General features: G+C 42.7%; 21 protein-coding genes. All 21 read right to left on the minus strand.

Translation table 11 applies throughout. The features are described from left to right. Positions 1-504 precede the first annotated feature (504 nt). Positions 505-915 carry a hypothetical protein gene (locus H626_RS0102280; RefSeq protein WP_023387655.1) on the minus strand — a complete coding sequence of 137 codons (411 nt, stop codon included), beginning with the start codon at positions 913-915 and terminating at the stop codon, positions 505-507. A gap of 14 nt (positions 916-929) precedes the next feature. Further along, complete coding sequence (locus tag H626_RS10435; protein WP_084140130.1) at positions 930-1,811, minus strand: major tail protein; 882 nt, start codon at positions 1,809-1,811, stop codon at positions 930-932. Then, positions 1,812-2,156, minus strand: coding sequence for a hypothetical protein (locus tag H626_RS0102290; RefSeq protein WP_027107894.1), 345 nt, complete (start codon positions 2,154-2,156; stop codon positions 1,812-1,814). Next, on the minus strand, positions 2,153-2,584 hold the full coding sequence (locus tag H626_RS0102295) for an HK97-gp10 family putative phage morphogenesis protein (protein ID WP_027107895.1): 432 nt from the start codon (positions 2,582-2,584) through the stop codon (positions 2,153-2,155). The genes H626_RS0102290 and H626_RS0102295 overlap by 4 nt, the downstream gene beginning before the upstream one ends. After that, positions 2,577-2,909 carry a head-tail adaptor protein gene (locus H626_RS0102300; protein WP_027107896.1) on the minus strand — a complete coding sequence of 111 codons (333 nt, stop codon included), beginning with the start codon at positions 2,907-2,909 and terminating at the stop codon, positions 2,577-2,579. Before H626_RS0102300 ends, H626_RS0102295 begins: the two co-directional genes overlap by 8 nt. Positions 2,910-2,911: 2 nt before the next feature. Next, the gene (locus tag H626_RS0102305; protein WP_027107897.1) at positions 2,912-3,220 is read right to left on the minus strand and encodes a head-tail connector protein; all 309 of its coding nucleotides are present in this window, start codon (positions 3,218-3,220) and stop codon (positions 2,912-2,914) included. An 18-nt stretch (positions 3,221-3,238) separates the two neighbouring features. Then, positions 3,239-3,451 (minus strand): hypothetical protein, encoded by a 213-nt coding sequence (locus H626_RS0102310; protein ID WP_027107898.1) that lies wholly within the window; start codon positions 3,449-3,451, stop codon positions 3,239-3,241. Positions 3,452-3,463: 12 nt separating this feature from the next. Further along, the gene (locus H626_RS0102315) at positions 3,464-4,672 is read right to left on the minus strand and encodes a phage major capsid protein (RefSeq protein ID WP_027107899.1); all 1,209 of its coding nucleotides are present in this window, start codon (positions 4,670-4,672) and stop codon (positions 3,464-3,466) included. A 19-nt stretch (positions 4,673-4,691) separates the two neighbouring features. Further along, positions 4,692-5,390, minus strand: a complete 699-nt coding sequence (locus H626_RS0102320; RefSeq protein ID WP_027107900.1) for a head maturation protease, ClpP-related — start codon at positions 5,388-5,390, stop codon at positions 4,692-4,694. Next, positions 5,387-6,643, minus strand: a complete 1,257-nt coding sequence (locus tag H626_RS0102325) for a phage portal protein (protein WP_027107901.1) — start codon at positions 6,641-6,643, stop codon at positions 5,387-5,389. Before H626_RS0102325 ends, H626_RS0102320 begins: the two co-directional genes overlap by 4 nt. Positions 6,644-6,770: 127 nt before the next feature. Beyond that, positions 6,771-7,079, minus strand: coding sequence for a hypothetical protein (locus tag H626_RS0102330; protein ID WP_027107902.1), 309 nt, complete (start codon positions 7,077-7,079; stop codon positions 6,771-6,773). A 1-nt stretch (position 7,080) separates the two neighbouring features. Continuing rightward, positions 7,081-7,383 (minus strand): DUF2089 family protein, encoded by a 303-nt coding sequence (locus H626_RS0102335; RefSeq protein ID WP_027107903.1) that lies wholly within the window; start codon positions 7,381-7,383, stop codon positions 7,081-7,083. A gap of 325 nt (positions 7,384-7,708) precedes the next feature. Next, positions 7,709-9,274 carry a terminase large subunit gene (locus H626_RS0102340; RefSeq protein WP_051237714.1) on the minus strand — a complete coding sequence of 522 codons (1,566 nt, stop codon included), beginning with the start codon at positions 9,272-9,274 and terminating at the stop codon, positions 7,709-7,711. Positions 9,275-9,416: 142 nt separating this feature from the next. Continuing rightward, positions 9,417-9,641, minus strand: a complete 225-nt coding sequence (locus tag H626_RS0102345) for a DUF7678 domain-containing protein (protein ID WP_027107905.1) — start codon at positions 9,639-9,641, stop codon at positions 9,417-9,419. 14 nt (positions 9,642-9,655) lie between these two features. After that, positions 9,656-10,012, minus strand: coding sequence for a DUF7698 family protein (locus H626_RS0102350; protein WP_027107906.1), 357 nt, complete (start codon positions 10,010-10,012; stop codon positions 9,656-9,658). Positions 10,013-10,123: 111 nt separating this feature from the next. After that, positions 10,124-10,435 (minus strand): hypothetical protein, encoded by a 312-nt coding sequence (locus H626_RS0102355; protein WP_027107907.1) that lies wholly within the window; start codon positions 10,433-10,435, stop codon positions 10,124-10,126. Further along, on the minus strand, positions 10,432-10,680 hold the full coding sequence (locus tag H626_RS0102360) for a DUF4314 domain-containing protein (protein ID WP_027107908.1): 249 nt from the start codon (positions 10,678-10,680) through the stop codon (positions 10,432-10,434). Before H626_RS0102360 ends, H626_RS0102355 begins: the two co-directional genes overlap by 4 nt. Continuing rightward, entirely contained in the window at positions 10,664-11,347 is a 684-nt protein-coding gene (locus H626_RS0102365; RefSeq protein WP_027107909.1) for a virulence protein, read from the minus strand. The genes H626_RS0102360 and H626_RS0102365 overlap by 17 nt, the downstream gene beginning before the upstream one ends. Before the next feature lie 82 nt (positions 11,348-11,429). Then, a complete protein-coding gene (locus H626_RS0102370; protein ID WP_027107910.1) occupies positions 11,430-12,665 on the minus strand; it encodes a site-specific DNA-methyltransferase in 1,236 nt (411 codons plus the stop codon). Beyond that, on the minus strand, positions 12,662-13,270 hold the full coding sequence (locus tag H626_RS10440; protein ID WP_035618198.1) for an HNH endonuclease: 609 nt from the start codon (positions 13,268-13,270) through the stop codon (positions 12,662-12,664). The genes H626_RS0102370 and H626_RS10440 overlap by 4 nt, the downstream gene beginning before the upstream one ends. Beyond that, positions 13,267-14,448: a methionine adenosyltransferase gene (gene metK, locus H626_RS0102380; protein WP_027107911.1), complete on the minus strand. Its 1,182-nt coding sequence runs from the start codon at positions 14,446-14,448 to the stop codon at positions 13,267-13,269. Before metK ends, H626_RS10440 begins: the two co-directional genes overlap by 4 nt. Positions 14,449-14,454 lie beyond the last annotated feature (6 nt).

Consider the following 14,454-nt stretch of genomic DNA (forward strand, 5'->3'; position numbering starts at 1 on the left):
TCGCCGAAGGATTCAGAAGCGTTATTCAGTGCAGATTCCAGCGTCTTTATCTTATCTTTCTGAGTATCAATTTCCCTATTCAGCACTTCGTTTCTTGCAGTGATAGCTTTAATTGATTTATCCTGTTTATCAAATTGGGAGGTAACCAGATTCATTTCAGAACCAAGCACCTTAAAATTTTGATTGATGTCACGAAGAGCGCTTTTGAACTCCTTTTCACCTTCAACACCGATTTTTAAGCCGAAATCCGACATGGTATCACCTCCTTGGGGCATGAAAAATGACACCGATTAAGGTGCCACTTTACATGGTAGTGTTATGAGTATTCCGGGATAATATCGTCAATATTATGGTCTTTTCTCGGTTTTGAAATCCCGATAAACTGCTTGTGACATTCCCATAGATCCATCAAATAGCCGATGGGCAAAAGCCACACTTCATCTTCAAATCTTCTCAGGTGGGCGGTGCCAAAATAGATTAGTCGGGTAAAGAGTTCCTCACTGCTTACCCGACCACCTCGTTTTTTGAGTCGTCACTCTCCACATTCCTTTTTGTACCTTTCATCATACTGGCCATAATGGCATTCTTGTAATTAGCCAGATCAAAGGGTGTGGTAAGAAGCTCCACTTCATCTTCTGTGAGAAGTTCTTTTCTATCATCCTTATTTCTGATGTTATGAATTAAAATGGACTGGTTTGAGAGAAGTGTAATCAACCACACAATCTCATCAAGTGCCATTTCAAAGTTCTCAGTTTTCATGAGCTTATCGCCCAAATTCTCAAGACCACCATAGCGCTTGGCAATTTCCTTTGTAGCTTTAGTGGTAAGAATCATCTTAAACTCCGTGCCGCCAATATCAATGGTGGTGCTTCTTTCTTCACCGGCTTCGTCAATCTTTAATTTTTCATCTGCCATGATCAACCCTCCCATTAAGAAACAACAACAGTAGCCACTGTGGTCGTAACGTTTTCTGCACCACTAGAGCTTAAGACGCAGTAGTAGTAATAGGTATCTGCCAAAAGGTCTGTTGGAATATCAAAGCTCGCAGAAGTTTCTCCATTAATTGCAGTACCGCCAGTGGTGCTGTTGATTGTATTTTCATACCACTGATAAGTTACAGTGTTTGAGGTGTTGGAGCTTGCCACAACAGAAAGGCTTCCAGTAATGCTTCCTTCAGTGACCTCTGTGAGAGTTGCTGGTTGAGTTGTAATAGTTACGGTCGGCGTAACTGGAGTAAAGTCTGGTTCATAAACGGATGTGAACCAACTTGTAATTGTTGATGCAGAAACACCATTATCTCCTTCAGTGGCTTCCGCCTTCCAAGGATGTTTGCTTTCTCCATCCAGTTTATTTCTTCTAAAGACGGTTCCTTCTATGGTGGGACTGCTAAATGTAATGGAGTCGCCTTTGGTAGCAAGACTTGTTGCGGGAACAGAAAAAATAACCCTGTAGAGCCAAAAGTAGCGATATTTTCCATTGGCCTTCTTGGCACGAAACCCAATAGCCACCGGAGACCCACCATCTTCACTTCTTGAAACAACGACGTTATTGCTGTCGATTTTACATCCTGTCAAATCCTGTGCTACCAATGATCCGATATCATCAATACCCAGTGTCAGGGCACCACTCTTAAATTCTTTTACTACCTCGCTGGCACCGTCATCTGCGTAGAGAATGGCTTCAATGAGCTCAATGCTCAGCTCTGCAGTCATGGCTTTAGCCAGTACTTTAGGTGTTCCATAGGTCTCAATGCCGTTTTGATCTTCGGTGATCTTAGCATAATATAATTGATCCAAACCAATCGTTGCCATTTATTCTTCCTCCGTTTCATATTCTTTCATTACGTCAATGGCGTAATGATGAAATTTAGTATCATGTTCATAACCAACATACTGTCTATCTGTGATGGTGACCCCTCCAGATTGAAGCGCTTTCGTTAGTTCTTTCTTGCGCTTCATATAATTCTTCTTCGTGAAAAGAGAAAGCCGAGCTTCTGAAAGAATCATATAGGCCTCATTATCTGCAAAAAGAACAAGCCTATCAGACATGGGGGTAATAACCAGATATTCATCAGGCGGCATATCGGAAAATACTCCGGTCTCCACAGGAATGTTTAGGGGTCCTAGTATGTGGTTTAAATCCGCAAGTAAGCTCATAGCTTTTCAATCTCCTTATCCAGTTCTGATTTCATAGTTTCAATGCATGCCTTCCGAGATGCCGACTTTGCAGGCTTCAAGAAGGGTTTAGGTGGCTGACCTGATTTACCGTATTCAAGGATATTTGCAATCTTAGCATTGGCATCTCCATCACCACGAGGTTCATTAAAGCCAACCTTGACATTGAAGTTTCCATTTCGGTCTAGCTTAGTGGGAGAAATGCCTAGGGAAGATACCATCTCACCGGTTGAACGGCTTTTTTCTTTTGTTCCAGTACCGATAACGCCTTTGAGGTTGGCTTTTACTTTATCCAGAACAACCTCGCCGCCAGCTTCTAAAACTTTCGAGACAATCTCATCTGTCTTATCACCAAGCTTTGTAAGCTTCATTAGAAACTCATCAGGCATTTTCATAGTTCCTTTAGCCACTTGGAACCACCTCCTTGGCCAGTACTTCAATGTACATTCCCCGGCCTTTCACATCCTCAACAGATGTGATTTCAAATCTCTTATCTCTATGGATGAGCACCATAGACGTAGATATGGTTATACCAGGGATGCGGCGAAAGCGAAAAAGGTCTGTGGCTTCAGAAAAGGATGCCCTATTAGCCCATTTTTCATTGCCATGCCGACCTTCACGGTAAGCTCTTACAGAAGCTATAATGTTATCAACTTCAGTTTTAAAGCCTTCGGGATCTTTTATGGTGACGCTCTCAATGATGTCAATAAAGGTATTCATTTTCCCAAAGCTCATGACTACACCTTCCAATCCCGATCAAGTCGCAGCAGGAGATTGACTGTATTCCATACCTGCTGCCCAGCCTGCACATTATCTGAAAAGAAACCACCGGTGCTGCCGTCCCTGGATTCATAAAAGTGGGACGACAGCATAATGATGGCTTGTTGTGTGGTGGCTGGCATAACGGCTTCCACGTAGTGGTTTTCAGGAAGATGCTGATAGCTTTCTGCATACCGCGTGGCGGCGGTGATGTACATCTCAAGCAGCTCATCATCAGCCGAGTGATTAAGAATAAGATTTACTTTTACTTTTTCCAGCAGTGTCATACCGCCACCATCCTTTCATTAGTCTGAAATCATAAGCCCTGCAGCCTTAAGTTTGGTGAGGAGGGCATTAAAATCCGTTACCAAATCTTCAACTGTGGCAGCAGTACTTGCCGCTTGATTATCGAGAATGGGGAGGCCAGTAACGACTGCCCCATCCTTGATTTCAAGAGTTCCACCAATAACGGTTTTTTCGCCACCCTGTTCGGTAAAGTTCTTTGTGTTATAACTCATAGGACACCTCCATTACGCTTTCTGCTGAAGCACTTTAATGGCTTCAGGCAGAATTAGCTTTCCATCCACACGCTGAGTGGCAACAAAGCCCACCTGACCAGTAGCTGCATAGAGCTCATTAAGTCTCTTGAATACTCTGCCTTGACGATCCGCTACCCAGTAGTAGCCAAAGTCACCGAAGATGATGGACTTTGCAGATGCAGCGATGGTAGGAACGTAGGATGAAGTGTAAACAGGTCTATTCAGAATGGTATCTGGTGTTCCAGCCTGAAGTGAAGGCTGCCAGATATACTGACCCTGACCATCTTTTAGCTTTCTAATGGCCTTAATGGTAGCATCGTTCATTACGAACACGGACTTGTTTCTGTAAGGAGACTTAAGAGAGTAGAAGAGGTCCAAAATCTCATCAATGGAAATAGCTGTAGCACTTGCAGCGGTTACACCGATCTGTGCTCCACCAGTGGCAGCAAGAATACCTGTAGGCTTACCAGAACCATCTCCTGTGAAGAAAGCATCTTCTTCCTTGTTTCCGATACGTCTTGCAAACTCCCTGGCGATGTAGTTTTCAAGATTAAAGACGCTGTCATTTAGAAGCTCTTCAGAAACTTTAATCATGGTACCAAGTTTGTAAGCACCAATGGAAACCTGTCCAAAGCTATCATCGCTTTCAGGAATGGCACCTTCTTCATCAATCCAAGAAGCGGTTCCTTTTGAAGCCACTACTGGAATCTTACGATCACCAGAAGAAGTGGAGATGACGTTGGCCAGCTTTCTGAAGATATTCTCTTCATCCAGGGCTTCAATAAGTGTACGTTCGAACTCATCTGGTACAAGGTAACCACCTTCCGTGTCAGTGCCAATCTGCAGTGCGTTCTTAATCACTGGATCAAGCCCTTCACCAGAACGGGTTTTCATGGCATTCCAGAAGGCCTTCTGGTATTCAGCAGAGGCTCTGCCGCCTTTGGATTCCACACCTTGGAAGATAGGCTTTCCGGTAAGTGGAGTGTTCAAGGGCTTTGAAAGCTCGCGGTCAAGTGCTTCTTGCTTTTCAAGACGGTCAATCTCCTTACCAAGGGCAACCACATCAGCTTCCATTTTTTCATAGGTTGCAGTGTCTTCGGCGGATACAATTCCATCTGTACCTCTTTTGGTATCCAGGAAGGCTTTAGCGGCTTCCCAGGACTTTGCTCTTTTTTCACGCAGTTCAAGAATTTTATTCATAATGTTTTCCTCCTAAAATTTAGTGCCCAATCAAAGAAAGCCGCTTTTCTAGCGACTCAATTGGGGTGCAAGTATTCTCTTTTGGTAGTTTGGGTTTTACCTTATCAAGCAGAGAGTTGGTAACAGCTCTGCGGCTAAAGGCATAGGTAAAGTCTTCGGTCTGATTTCTTTTCTTTTCATCCTCCAAGATACCGTCAGCAAAACCAAGCTCGATGGCCTTCTTTGCATTAAGCCAGGTTTCTGCATCCATAAGATGGGATAGCTTTGTCCTTGACTGACCTGTCTTAATTTCATAGGCATTGATGATGCTCTCTTTAACTTCAGAAAGCATAGCGATGGCTTTTTTCATTTCTTCACTGTCTCCAATGGCCACGGTAAGGGGGTTATGGACCATCATAAGGGCTGTTGGTGCCATGAGCACCGTTGTCCCCGCCATAGCGATGACTGAGGCGGCAGAAGCGGCAATGCCATCGATCTTTACGGTAACAGTACCTTTGTAATCCATCAGCATGGCGTAAATCTGACTAGCAGCAATGCAATCACCTCCTGGAGAATTGAGCCAAATAACAATGTCACCCTCGCCGGCAGTAAGCTCTGCTTTAAATGCCTTAGGGGTGACATCATCGTCAAACCATGAATCTTCAGCAATAACGCCGTCTAGGTAGAGTGTTCGGATACCAGTGTTTTCATCTCGTGCCCAGTTCCAAAACTTCTTCATTTAGGTTCCTCCGTTTCTTTGATATTTGCGAACGCGCCTGCGTCCTGTAATTTTGTCATGGCACCGTTGATGAGATAGAGATCGCCACCTAAGGATTCTGGGATTCTATCCAGATTTTCTAGCTCTCTGATATCATTGGCGCTCATCCAACCGTTCTGCCTTGCAGTGGCATATCCACTCATACGACTTACATAATCACCACGCAAGAGACCATCCACATTAAACTTGATAAACACATTGGGTTTTTCACTTTCCATAAGAAGTGCCCTGCACATGGACTGTTCCCAGCGAACCACCCAAGGGTCGAGGGTGTATTTCACAAACTCCAGTGATTGCTGCTCGATGTTACTAAAAGACGACTTCTCAAGGTCAGCTAACATATGTGGTGGGACTCTAAAAATACGAGCAATCTCATTGATCTGAAACTTCCTAGTTTCCAGAAACTGAGCCTGCTCAGGAGAAATGCCTATAGGCTGATACTTCATGCCTTCTTCAAGGACCGCCACCCGGTGGGCATTACCACTTCCTTGGTATGCTGCGTTCCAGGATTCTTTAATCTTCTGAGGATCCTTGATGGTACCGGGGTGTTCCAGGACGCCACCGGGTGATGCGCCATTAGCAAAAAACTTAGCTCCATATTCTTCCGTGGCAATGGCTAGTCCTACAGCGTTTTTCGCCATGGCAATTGGTGAATAGCCTACCAGCCCATCAAAGCCAAGTCCTGGAATATGAAGGACATCTGATGGTGAAAGATAGACCTGATTGTCTCTACCAAGAGTAGGAGCATCTTCACTACCACGCTGGTACAAATAGAAAAGCCGACCACTTGAATCGCGATCGACCGTCATCTTATTTGGCATTAGGGGGTACAGGGAGATCACTTCACCTCGTGCATTTCGAATAATCTGAGCATAGGCATTTCCCCATAATAAAAGATGACTCATCAGCGTTTCTCTAAACGCAAAGGAAGTCATCTCAGGATTTGGTTCATCATGAAGCAGTTTGTATAATGGGTGTTTCAGGTTTTTCTCCTTGCCCCCTGAATCATTGTATTTGTAGACATGTAGCGGGAGACCAGCTAATGTCTCAGATAGGATTCTCACACAGCTATACACCGCGGTCATTTGCATGGCGGTGTGTTCATTAACAGGTTTCCCAGCGCTGGTGCTTCCGAAAAAGAAACTATATCGGCTGCCTCCAAGAGCATCTTGAGGCTTGTTACGTGCCTTGAATAATCCTTGTAGTATTCCCATGGACATCACTCTCCTTAAAAATGGGTATGAAAAAAGCACCTCTTTTGAGATGCTTACTATAGATGCAACTAATTTCATAATAACTGTAGAAATGATACGTCATATAAAAATATTTTTTAACATGGAACTATTCTAAATCTTGAATATTCATTCTGGAAATCTCATTCATGTTTTGTTTTCGATAGAAAAGATAAATACCGCTAAAGATTACAGTAGGAATATTTGTCAAAACAAAAATAAGCACCATAGTCCATTCTTCATACCTTATCCAATGAGGTGCCGTAATTGTCAGAAAAACTGAAAAGCTAAATGATAACAAAGGAAGAATAAGACCCAACCAACTATTTTTTCTTTTGGATAACAATATCTGCAATACAATTAATGCTATACCTATAAGTATTATTGTTATAATGAGTAACAAACTGGTAATATTCATATTATTCATCATCCTTTCTTATTTTTTTATATTCTGAAATTAATAATTTTGCAGTATCAAAATCTATTTTTTCATTTACTGCTAGTTTCTTAATTAATGCAATGTATGGCTCCTTTGCTGATTCTTCATTGATTTGAATTTTCTGAATTAATCTATCTAACCTTAATCTTACTGTAGGATATGTAACTCCATATTGCGAGGCAATCTGCTTTAATGAACCAGATGATAAAATAAATTTTTTAATAAATGCTAGATCTTCATCCTCTAAATTCATCATCCATTCGGGAACTACTTCGATAGCCATAACACACCCCCTTTAACTTTATTAAGTGTATCATTGAATAATATTAAATTCAATAGTAATTATATGGTTTAACAAAATTTATAATTTCTATCATCTAAATAACAGGAGATAATATTTGAAACCTCAGTTACAAATAATCTTAATTTACACTTTTCAGTGTTTACCATGCAGCATAAAAGAATAATTAAGTTAATATTGAAGAATACTTAATTCTTTTAAATACCTCTACAATTCTTCTATAAGCCTTTTCTTACTACACATAAATTTACTTATCTGGAACAAACTTTTGTTTATATCGATTTATTAAACCGTAGGCAAACTAGCACTAGAAGAATAATAGTCCACGATCATCATAAACAGAATTACCAGTTTCTCCACCACAGCGAATCGCTCGGTCAAGAGCCATGATTGTGGCAACAGCACCGTCAATCTTCTCGGTAGATTTTTCTTTGTCTGCTTTGATGTTGCCAGCAGGATCGGTTCTAATAAAAATGTTATCCATCATCCAGCGGAGAACAGGATGACCACCGTGAGCGATTTTCTTCTCTAGTGTGAGTTTCATTAATTCCTTAGTCGGCGGAGACATATCTTTAAATCCCTGACCAAAAGGGACAACGGTGAATCCTAAATTCTCTAGGTTCTGTGTCATCTGAACTGCACCCCAACGGTCAAAGGCAATCTCACGGATGTTATATTTCATCCCAAGTTCCTCAATGAAAGCCTCAATGAATCCGTAGTGGACTACGTTACCTTCGGTAGTAAGAAGGAAGCCTTGTTTTTCCCAAACATCATAATTCACATGATCCCGTCTAACCCTAAGGTCAATGCTGTCTTCCGGTATCCAAAAGTATGGAAGAACCACATACTTGTCATCTTCATCCTGTGGAGGAAAGACAAGTACGAAGGCTGTAATATCAGTGGATGAAGAAAGGTCCAGCCCGCCATAGCAGACGCGACCTTTAAGAGCTTCTGGATTAACCGGGAAAGCACAGGTATCCCATTTATCCATTGGCATCCATCGAATAGCCTGCTTAACCCATTGATTTAACCTAAGCTGCCTGAAGCTGTTTTCTTCAGCAGGGTTTTGTCTTGCTGACTCATAAGCCATTTTTACTTTATCCATGCTGACAGTGATGCCAAGGGATGGGTTTGCTTTCTTCCAGACCTTTGGATCGGACCAGTCATCTTCAAGATCTGCGCCATAAATGACGGGGTAGAAGGTAGGATCGTTCTTTCTTCCTGCCATGATATCCAGTGCTTTTTGATGAACCTCCCAGCAGATACTGTTTTGATTATCTCCAGCAGTGGTGATTAGAAAGTACAAGGGCTGCATCCTGGCATCACCACTACCTTTAGTCATAACATCATAGAGCTTTCGGTTTGGTTGAGTGTGGAGCTCATCGAAGACAACGCCATGGGTGTTGAAGCCGTGCTTGTTTCCAACATCGGCAGAGAGCACTTGATAGATGCTTCCGGTGGGTTGGTAGATCAGTCTTTTCTGTGAGTCCAGAATCTTAACCCTCTTGGATAAGGCAGGGCACATACGAACCATGTCCGCTGCCACATTAAAAACGATAGAGGCTTGGTTACGATCTGCAGCGCAGCCATAAACCTCAGCACGTTCTTCGTTATCTCCACAGGTTAAGAGCAGGGCAACAGCCGCCGCGAGCTCACTTTTTCCCATCTTCTTTGGTATCTCTACATAAGCAGTATTAAATTGACGATAGCCATTTGGTTTTATGGTTCCAAATAAATCCCGGATGATTTTTTCTTGCCAATCTATCAGTTCAAAAGGCTTTCCCGCCCAGGTTCCTTTGGTGTGGGAGAGGCATTCAATAAAACCAACTGCATAGTCCGCCATCTCCTTGCTGTAATGGGAATCTTTCGCCATGTAAGAGGTTGGTTTATACTTCTTTAGTTTTCGGATATGCGGACACCTCCTTTAAAAAGACATAAAAAATAGACCATAAGGTCTTCTGTAACGAGGAAAAGAGCTATGCAGCCCTATTCCGCTATGCGTTTCTATCTTGTTGTTAATTGTATTTCTTCATCAAAGCTTCAAGCGCAGCTTGTGCATTGGCGTCGATGGGTTCAATGTCCCAGCCTCTATCAAAGTTTGCAATGATCTGGCCATCTCGCTTTAGCATCAGTTTTGAAATCCTACCTTCATCAATGCCGTAAGGGGAGCCTAAGTCAAAGCTTTTGATCCAGTAATAAATGGTTTTATTTTCGACTTCGATTTTACCTTCTCTCCACATGGTCTAAACCCTCCTTAAATCCTAACCAAGATTGCCGGTAGCATTTGCTTTTCGCCAGTCTGCCAGTCGGTATAGCTTGTCTTAACCTTTGTAAGTCCGTCCATCTTGCAGCCGTGCTTTTCAAATTCGGCAAGGGTTGCGATCAGCCCTGAGAAGGTGCTTGAAATGGTGATGTGGTCTATTCCATAGGCTCTGCAGGCTTTAACAATGTTTTCAATGTCGTAATCCCAAATGACCTCAGAAAAGTCGATGGTATCGTTTCCTGCTTCCTTGCTTCTTTCGTAGGCCCAGTACATTGTGCTGTTGATTCCAGACTCCTTAAAGTTTGCGCCGGTTGCTTTGGCTTCTTCAAATGCTTTGATTTCTTTCATGTTCTCATCCTCCATTTAGTGTGGTTTTGTTTTGGTATTACATATATCACTCTAAACGAGAATAATAGCAAGTCATTTCTGTAGTTATAGATCAGGTTTCTGGCCTAGAAGCTAATCTTCAATCGCTGTGTACCTCGAATAATCATAGCCTTCTGTACTGGATAATATCTTTTCGCCAGTGTCTTTGTTAATGACCCTGATACATCGAAGCTCACCTTTTTCGTTAGTCCCACCATCTGACTTCTTGATCCATGGCTGATCCTCTAGAAAATCACTGGTGAACTTCTTAAACTCTGAATCACTAAGCTGCACTTCTCGAATCACGGTGTAATCAGAACCAATGACGCCATCTTCTTTTGCATCTTCAGTTGCTTCTTTTAGTTCCTTAAGGTTGTAGAACTTTCGACCAAATAGTGCCTTCATTGCTGTGACTCCTTCCTGGAATTTTCATCGATTACTTTGCAGGAATCAATGCCGTAAACCACATTCAAGCTGCTGCCGTTATCCCACTGAACCATGATGGAGCCTGTGTCATCCACGCCCCACACGGTGCCTTTTGTGCCTGTTGGAGGTGCTTGCACATCATCCATCCAAAGGAGCTGAACCCTGGCTCCAGCGGGGTATTGTTTGCGTAGGTGGGCCAGTCTTTCTTTACTGATCGGTTTCACTTGGAGCACCTCCTTTGAAAGCGCTGCTGCCTGAAAGGTTTTGAAGGAGAATCTTTCTATGGGTTTTGAATTCTTCTCCAATAAAGCCGAGGCGGAGAAGGAAGCACCTAAATGCGTACTTTTCATTATCGACTTCTTTCTCTTTTACGGTGATTCTCTTTTGGGTTTTCGCCATCTCACAAAGCTTTGTAATGAACTGGGAGTAGGCTTTTATCTCATCTGGATTTGGCAGCTTAGAAAACCAAGGAAAGCTAATGCGTTCTTCGTCGGATTCAATGGGAAGGGTATCTACATTCAGAGCCTTCTTAATAAGGTTGCCTTTTGCATCTAGCATTTTGGCTAGCTTCTCCAGGTCTTCATCGGAGAGGGAGTCTTTTGGGATCTGGATGATGAGTCCCGTTTCCTCGGTATCCGCTTCAGCATGAGCTGGTTCATCCACCTCAGCTTCAAACCCAGCGCTTTGCAGCTTTTTCATCAGCGCATTGGTATCCTCCTGATCCACTTCGCTGTCAAAGGTTAGCTCACCGTCTTTTCCGATGTGGTAAGGTCCCACCTGGTATGCGCAGGATGGTACTCCCAGGTATTTTGAAGGAACCTCTGTGATTTCGCTGATGAGCTTCACCAGCTTTTTACGTTCGTTACCAGTTACGTTATAATTGATTTTCATGGTATTGACCTCCTTGTTTTTTGCTTACTACATATATCACTCTAAGTGATGTTAATAGCAAGTCTATCTTTCGATAGTTGTGTTATTTATTTTCAGGGAGGTCGCTGTACCGGTATTCTTTGCCATCACGCAGTAGATAGACATCATCTGAAGTCTGTGCTCCAGAAATGAACCTTTCGACTATGACGTCACAGAACTTCTCATCAAGCTCAATGGTGTGACAGATTCGCTGGGTCTGATCGCAGGCAATAAGCGTACTACCAGAACCGCCAAATGGATCGAGGACGATGCAGTTGCTAAGACTTGAGTTGAGAATAGGATGGGCCACAAGAGCCACAGGCTTCATGGTTGGATGAGAGCCATTCTTCTTCGGCTTTTCAAATTCCCAAATGGTCGTTTGCTTTCTATCCGCGTACCAGTTATGCTTGCCTTTCTTCTTCCAGCCAAAGAGCACCGGTTCATGCTGCCACTGGTAAGGAGACCTACCAAGGACCAGTGATTGCTTTTTCCAGATACAGGTGCCGGAGAGGTAGAAGCCTGCTTCAGCAAATGCCTTTCTAAAGTTCAATCCTTCCGTATCTGCATGGAAAACATAGATAGAGGAGTCCTGGGTCATGACAGCTTCCGTATTGGTAAAGGCAGCAAGGAGAAATTCATAGAAGGCAGAATCACCCATATTGTCGTTTTTGATTTTACCGGCAGACCCTTCATAGTTTACATTGTAAGGGGGATCTGTCACCACTAGGTTTGCCAGCTTTCCATCCATAAGCAGCGTGAAGGTTTCTGCCTTTGTAGAATCACCACAGACCAATCTATGGGGACCAAGCTTCCAGACGTCACCCAGTTTTGTCATGGCGGGTTTTTCCAGCTCTGCATCCACATCAAACTCATCATCGTGAATGCCTTCTTTCAGGGAATCTTTAAACAGGTCATCCAGCTCAGAAGGTTCAAAACCAGTAAGGGAGACATCAAAGTCAACACCTTGCAGATCAGCAATGAGTAGGGCTAGCTTATCCTTGTCCCAGTCGCCAGAAACCTTGTTCATTGCGACGTTTAATGCTTTTTCCTGTTCGGTGTTCAGATCTACCACAACGCAGTCCGCTTCCTTTTGGCCTAGATGCTGAAGCACACTAAGCCTCTGATGACCTGAAATCACAGTGTTATCATTATTTGCATTAACGACGATAAGCTCCACATATCCAAAGTTCTCAATGGAGGCTTTTAGCTTTTCAAACTCTGGATCTCCAGGCTTTAGTTCTTTTCTAGGATTGTAGGCTGCCGGATTCAGATCTGATAGTTTTATTTTTTGTATATTCATATCAAACACATCAACCTTTCTTTTATCAATAAGCGAGCTATTTGCCAGTCTCCGATAATTTCATTCACTTTCTTACCCTCATGTTCAACAGTTCTATGACATGAGGAGCATAAGGTCACAAGATTATCGAGGTCTCTCGATCCATTAGCACTAACAGGAATAATATGATGAACATTAAGATTCTTTTTAGTACCACATCGACGACAAACTTGGCCTTGTTTGATTGCGGCACTCAATTTATTCCACTCATAATCATATGGACCATAGGTGCGCTTTTTTATTGCATTATTACGCAGAACATGAATCATTCGTTCACGCTGTTCATCACTATATTCATTCCATCTCAGAGAGGTGGCTTCTCCAATCTTCTTCTTAGTTTCTTTTGAGTGATAGTCAGAGCCTAATCTTTTCTTTCGAGCTTTCAACCCTTCACTCACTTTTTTTCTGAAATGAGGGTCTTTATTTTTCTCAACTATATCTTTACGTGTTTTTTGCCAGATATTCTGACGAGCAACTGAACAAAAGAAGTGTGATGGAATTTTATGTGCAGCATATCTTCTTGAATTTTCCTGCCCACATGTTTCGCAAACATAATGAATCTTCATATCTCTTCACGCTCTACATTGAATTTCTCCGCCACCTTTCTTAAATTTAAATTGAAATCCACGTTCTCCCAAGGGAAGAGTGAGGAGTTGAAATGTCCGTAGGTTGCTGTATCAGAGTAGATTGCATTTCGAAGGCGCAGCTTTTCAATGATGGCCGCTGGTTTCAAGTTAAAGATTTCTTTTACCAGTTCACTTAAATCTTCGTCACTGATTTTCCCTGTACCAAAGGCTGTTACATTTACTGACACTGGATTTGCTTTTCCGATGGCATAAGAAATAGCGACCTCACATTTTTCAGCAAGCCCGCTCCAAACAATATTCTTAGAAATGTACCTGGCCATATAAGCGCCGCTTCTATCAACCTTAGTTGGGTCCTTTCCGCAAAGAGCTCCACCACCGTGAGAAGCTAGACCACCATAGGTGTCCACCATGATCTTTCTTCCAGTAAGTCCCGTATCAGCAGCAGGACCACCTTCAACAAACCTGCCTGAAGGATTGATGAGAATTTCGGTTTCATCATCTAAGGGGAAATCCTCAAAGCACTGCCAGAGTACATTATTTAAGATATCTGATTCTAATCTCTTTTGAGTTTTGTCCTTATGGTGCTGAACAGAAACTACCACGGTCTTTACGCGGATTGGTTTATCCCCATCGTATTCAACGGTCACTTGTGCTTTGCCATCGGGCAGGATGTCCTTGATGATTTTTCCTTTTCTACATTCATCAATACGCTTGACGATTCTATGAGAGAGAAGTAAAGGTAGAGGAAGCAGTTCACGGGTTTCGTTGGTAGCATATCCATAAACAGTGCCTTGATCGCCAGCACCGATGGAACCGTACGGATCAATGATTCCATTTCTTGCTTCAAGTGCTGTATCTACGCCAGCAGCAATATCTACACTTTGATGATGTACAAACACAAAAACTGTAAATTTCCAAGGACTATATCCCACCTCACGAAGTACATTTTTAACGATAAGTCGGATGTTAATTTTTTCGCTGCAGGTGATCTCGCCCGCCACGATGATTATTCCTTTAGTAGCCATGACCTCACAGGCCACACGTGAAGCTTTGTCTTTTCGAAGGCAAGCATCCAAAATGCTGTCAGCGATTAAATCAGAAAGCTTATCAGGATGTCCCTTGCAGACACTTTCTGCAGTTCTATAGTTTTTACTCATATCATT

The organism is Lacticigenium naphthae DSM 19658 (assembly GCF_000425865.1).
GTDB lineage: Bacteria > Bacillota > Bacilli > Lactobacillales > Carnobacteriaceae_A > Lacticigenium > Lacticigenium naphthae.

Bases quoted from the DNA above. Each gene is read 5' to 3' on its own strand.
- metK (WP_027107911.1), bottom strand. From the start codon at position 14,448: ATGAGTAAAAACTATAGAACTGCAGAAAGTGTCTGCAAGGGACATCCT.
- H626_RS0102345 (WP_027107905.1), bottom strand. From the start codon at position 9,641: ATGTGGAGAGAAGGTAAAATCGAAGTCGAAAATAAAACCATTTATTAC.
- H626_RS0102355 (WP_027107907.1), bottom strand. From the start codon at position 10,435: ATGAAGGCACTATTTGGTCGAAAGTTCTACAACCTTAAGGAACTAAAA.
- H626_RS0102305 (WP_027107897.1), bottom strand. From the start codon at position 3,220: ATGACACTGCTGGAAAAAGTAAAAGTAAATCTTATTCTTAATCACTCG.
- H626_RS0102290 (WP_027107894.1), bottom strand. From the start codon at position 2,156: ATGAGCTTACTTGCGGATTTAAACCACATACTAGGACCCCTAAACATT.
- H626_RS0102280 (WP_023387655.1), bottom strand. From the start codon at position 915: ATGGCAGATGAAAAATTAAAGATTGACGAAGCCGGTGAAGAAAGAAGC.
- H626_RS0102335 (WP_027107903.1), bottom strand. From the start codon at position 7,383: ATGGCTATCGAAGTAGTTCCCGAATGGATGATGAATTTAGAGGATGAA.
- H626_RS0102325 (WP_027107901.1), bottom strand. From the start codon at position 6,643: ATGGGAATACTACAAGGATTATTCAAGGCACGTAACAAGCCTCAAGAT.
- H626_RS0102310 (WP_027107898.1), bottom strand. From the start codon at position 3,451: ATGAGTTATAACACAAAGAACTTTACCGAACAGGGTGGCGAAAAAACC.
- H626_RS10435 (WP_084140130.1), bottom strand. From the start codon at position 1,811: ATGGCAACGATTGGTTTGGATCAATTATATTATGCTAAGATCACCGAA.
- H626_RS0102365 (WP_027107909.1), bottom strand. From the start codon at position 11,347: ATGAAAATCAATTATAACGTAACTGGTAACGAACGTAAAAAGCTGGTG.
- H626_RS0102350 (WP_027107906.1), bottom strand. From the start codon at position 10,012: ATGAAAGAAATCAAAGCATTTGAAGAAGCCAAAGCAACCGGCGCAAAC.
- H626_RS0102300 (WP_027107896.1), bottom strand. From the start codon at position 2,909: ATGAGCTTTGGGAAAATGAATACCTTTATTGACATCATTGAGAGCGTC.
- H626_RS0102315 (WP_027107899.1), bottom strand. From the start codon at position 4,672: ATGAATAAAATTCTTGAACTGCGTGAAAAAAGAGCAAAGTCCTGGGAA.
- H626_RS0102340 (WP_051237714.1), bottom strand. From the start codon at position 9,274: ATGGCGAAAGATTCCCATTACAGCAAGGAGATGGCGGACTATGCAGTT.
- H626_RS0102320 (WP_027107900.1), bottom strand. From the start codon at position 5,390: ATGAAGAAGTTTTGGAACTGGGCACGAGATGAAAACACTGGTATCCGA.
- H626_RS0102370 (WP_027107910.1), bottom strand. From the start codon at position 12,665: ATGAATATACAAAAAATAAAACTATCAGATCTGAATCCGGCAGCCTAC.
- H626_RS10440 (WP_035618198.1), bottom strand. From the start codon at position 13,270: ATGAAGATTCATTATGTTTGCGAAACATGTGGGCAGGAAAATTCAAGA.
- H626_RS0102330 (WP_027107902.1), bottom strand. From the start codon at position 7,079: ATGAATATTACCAGTTTGTTACTCATTATAACAATAATACTTATAGGT.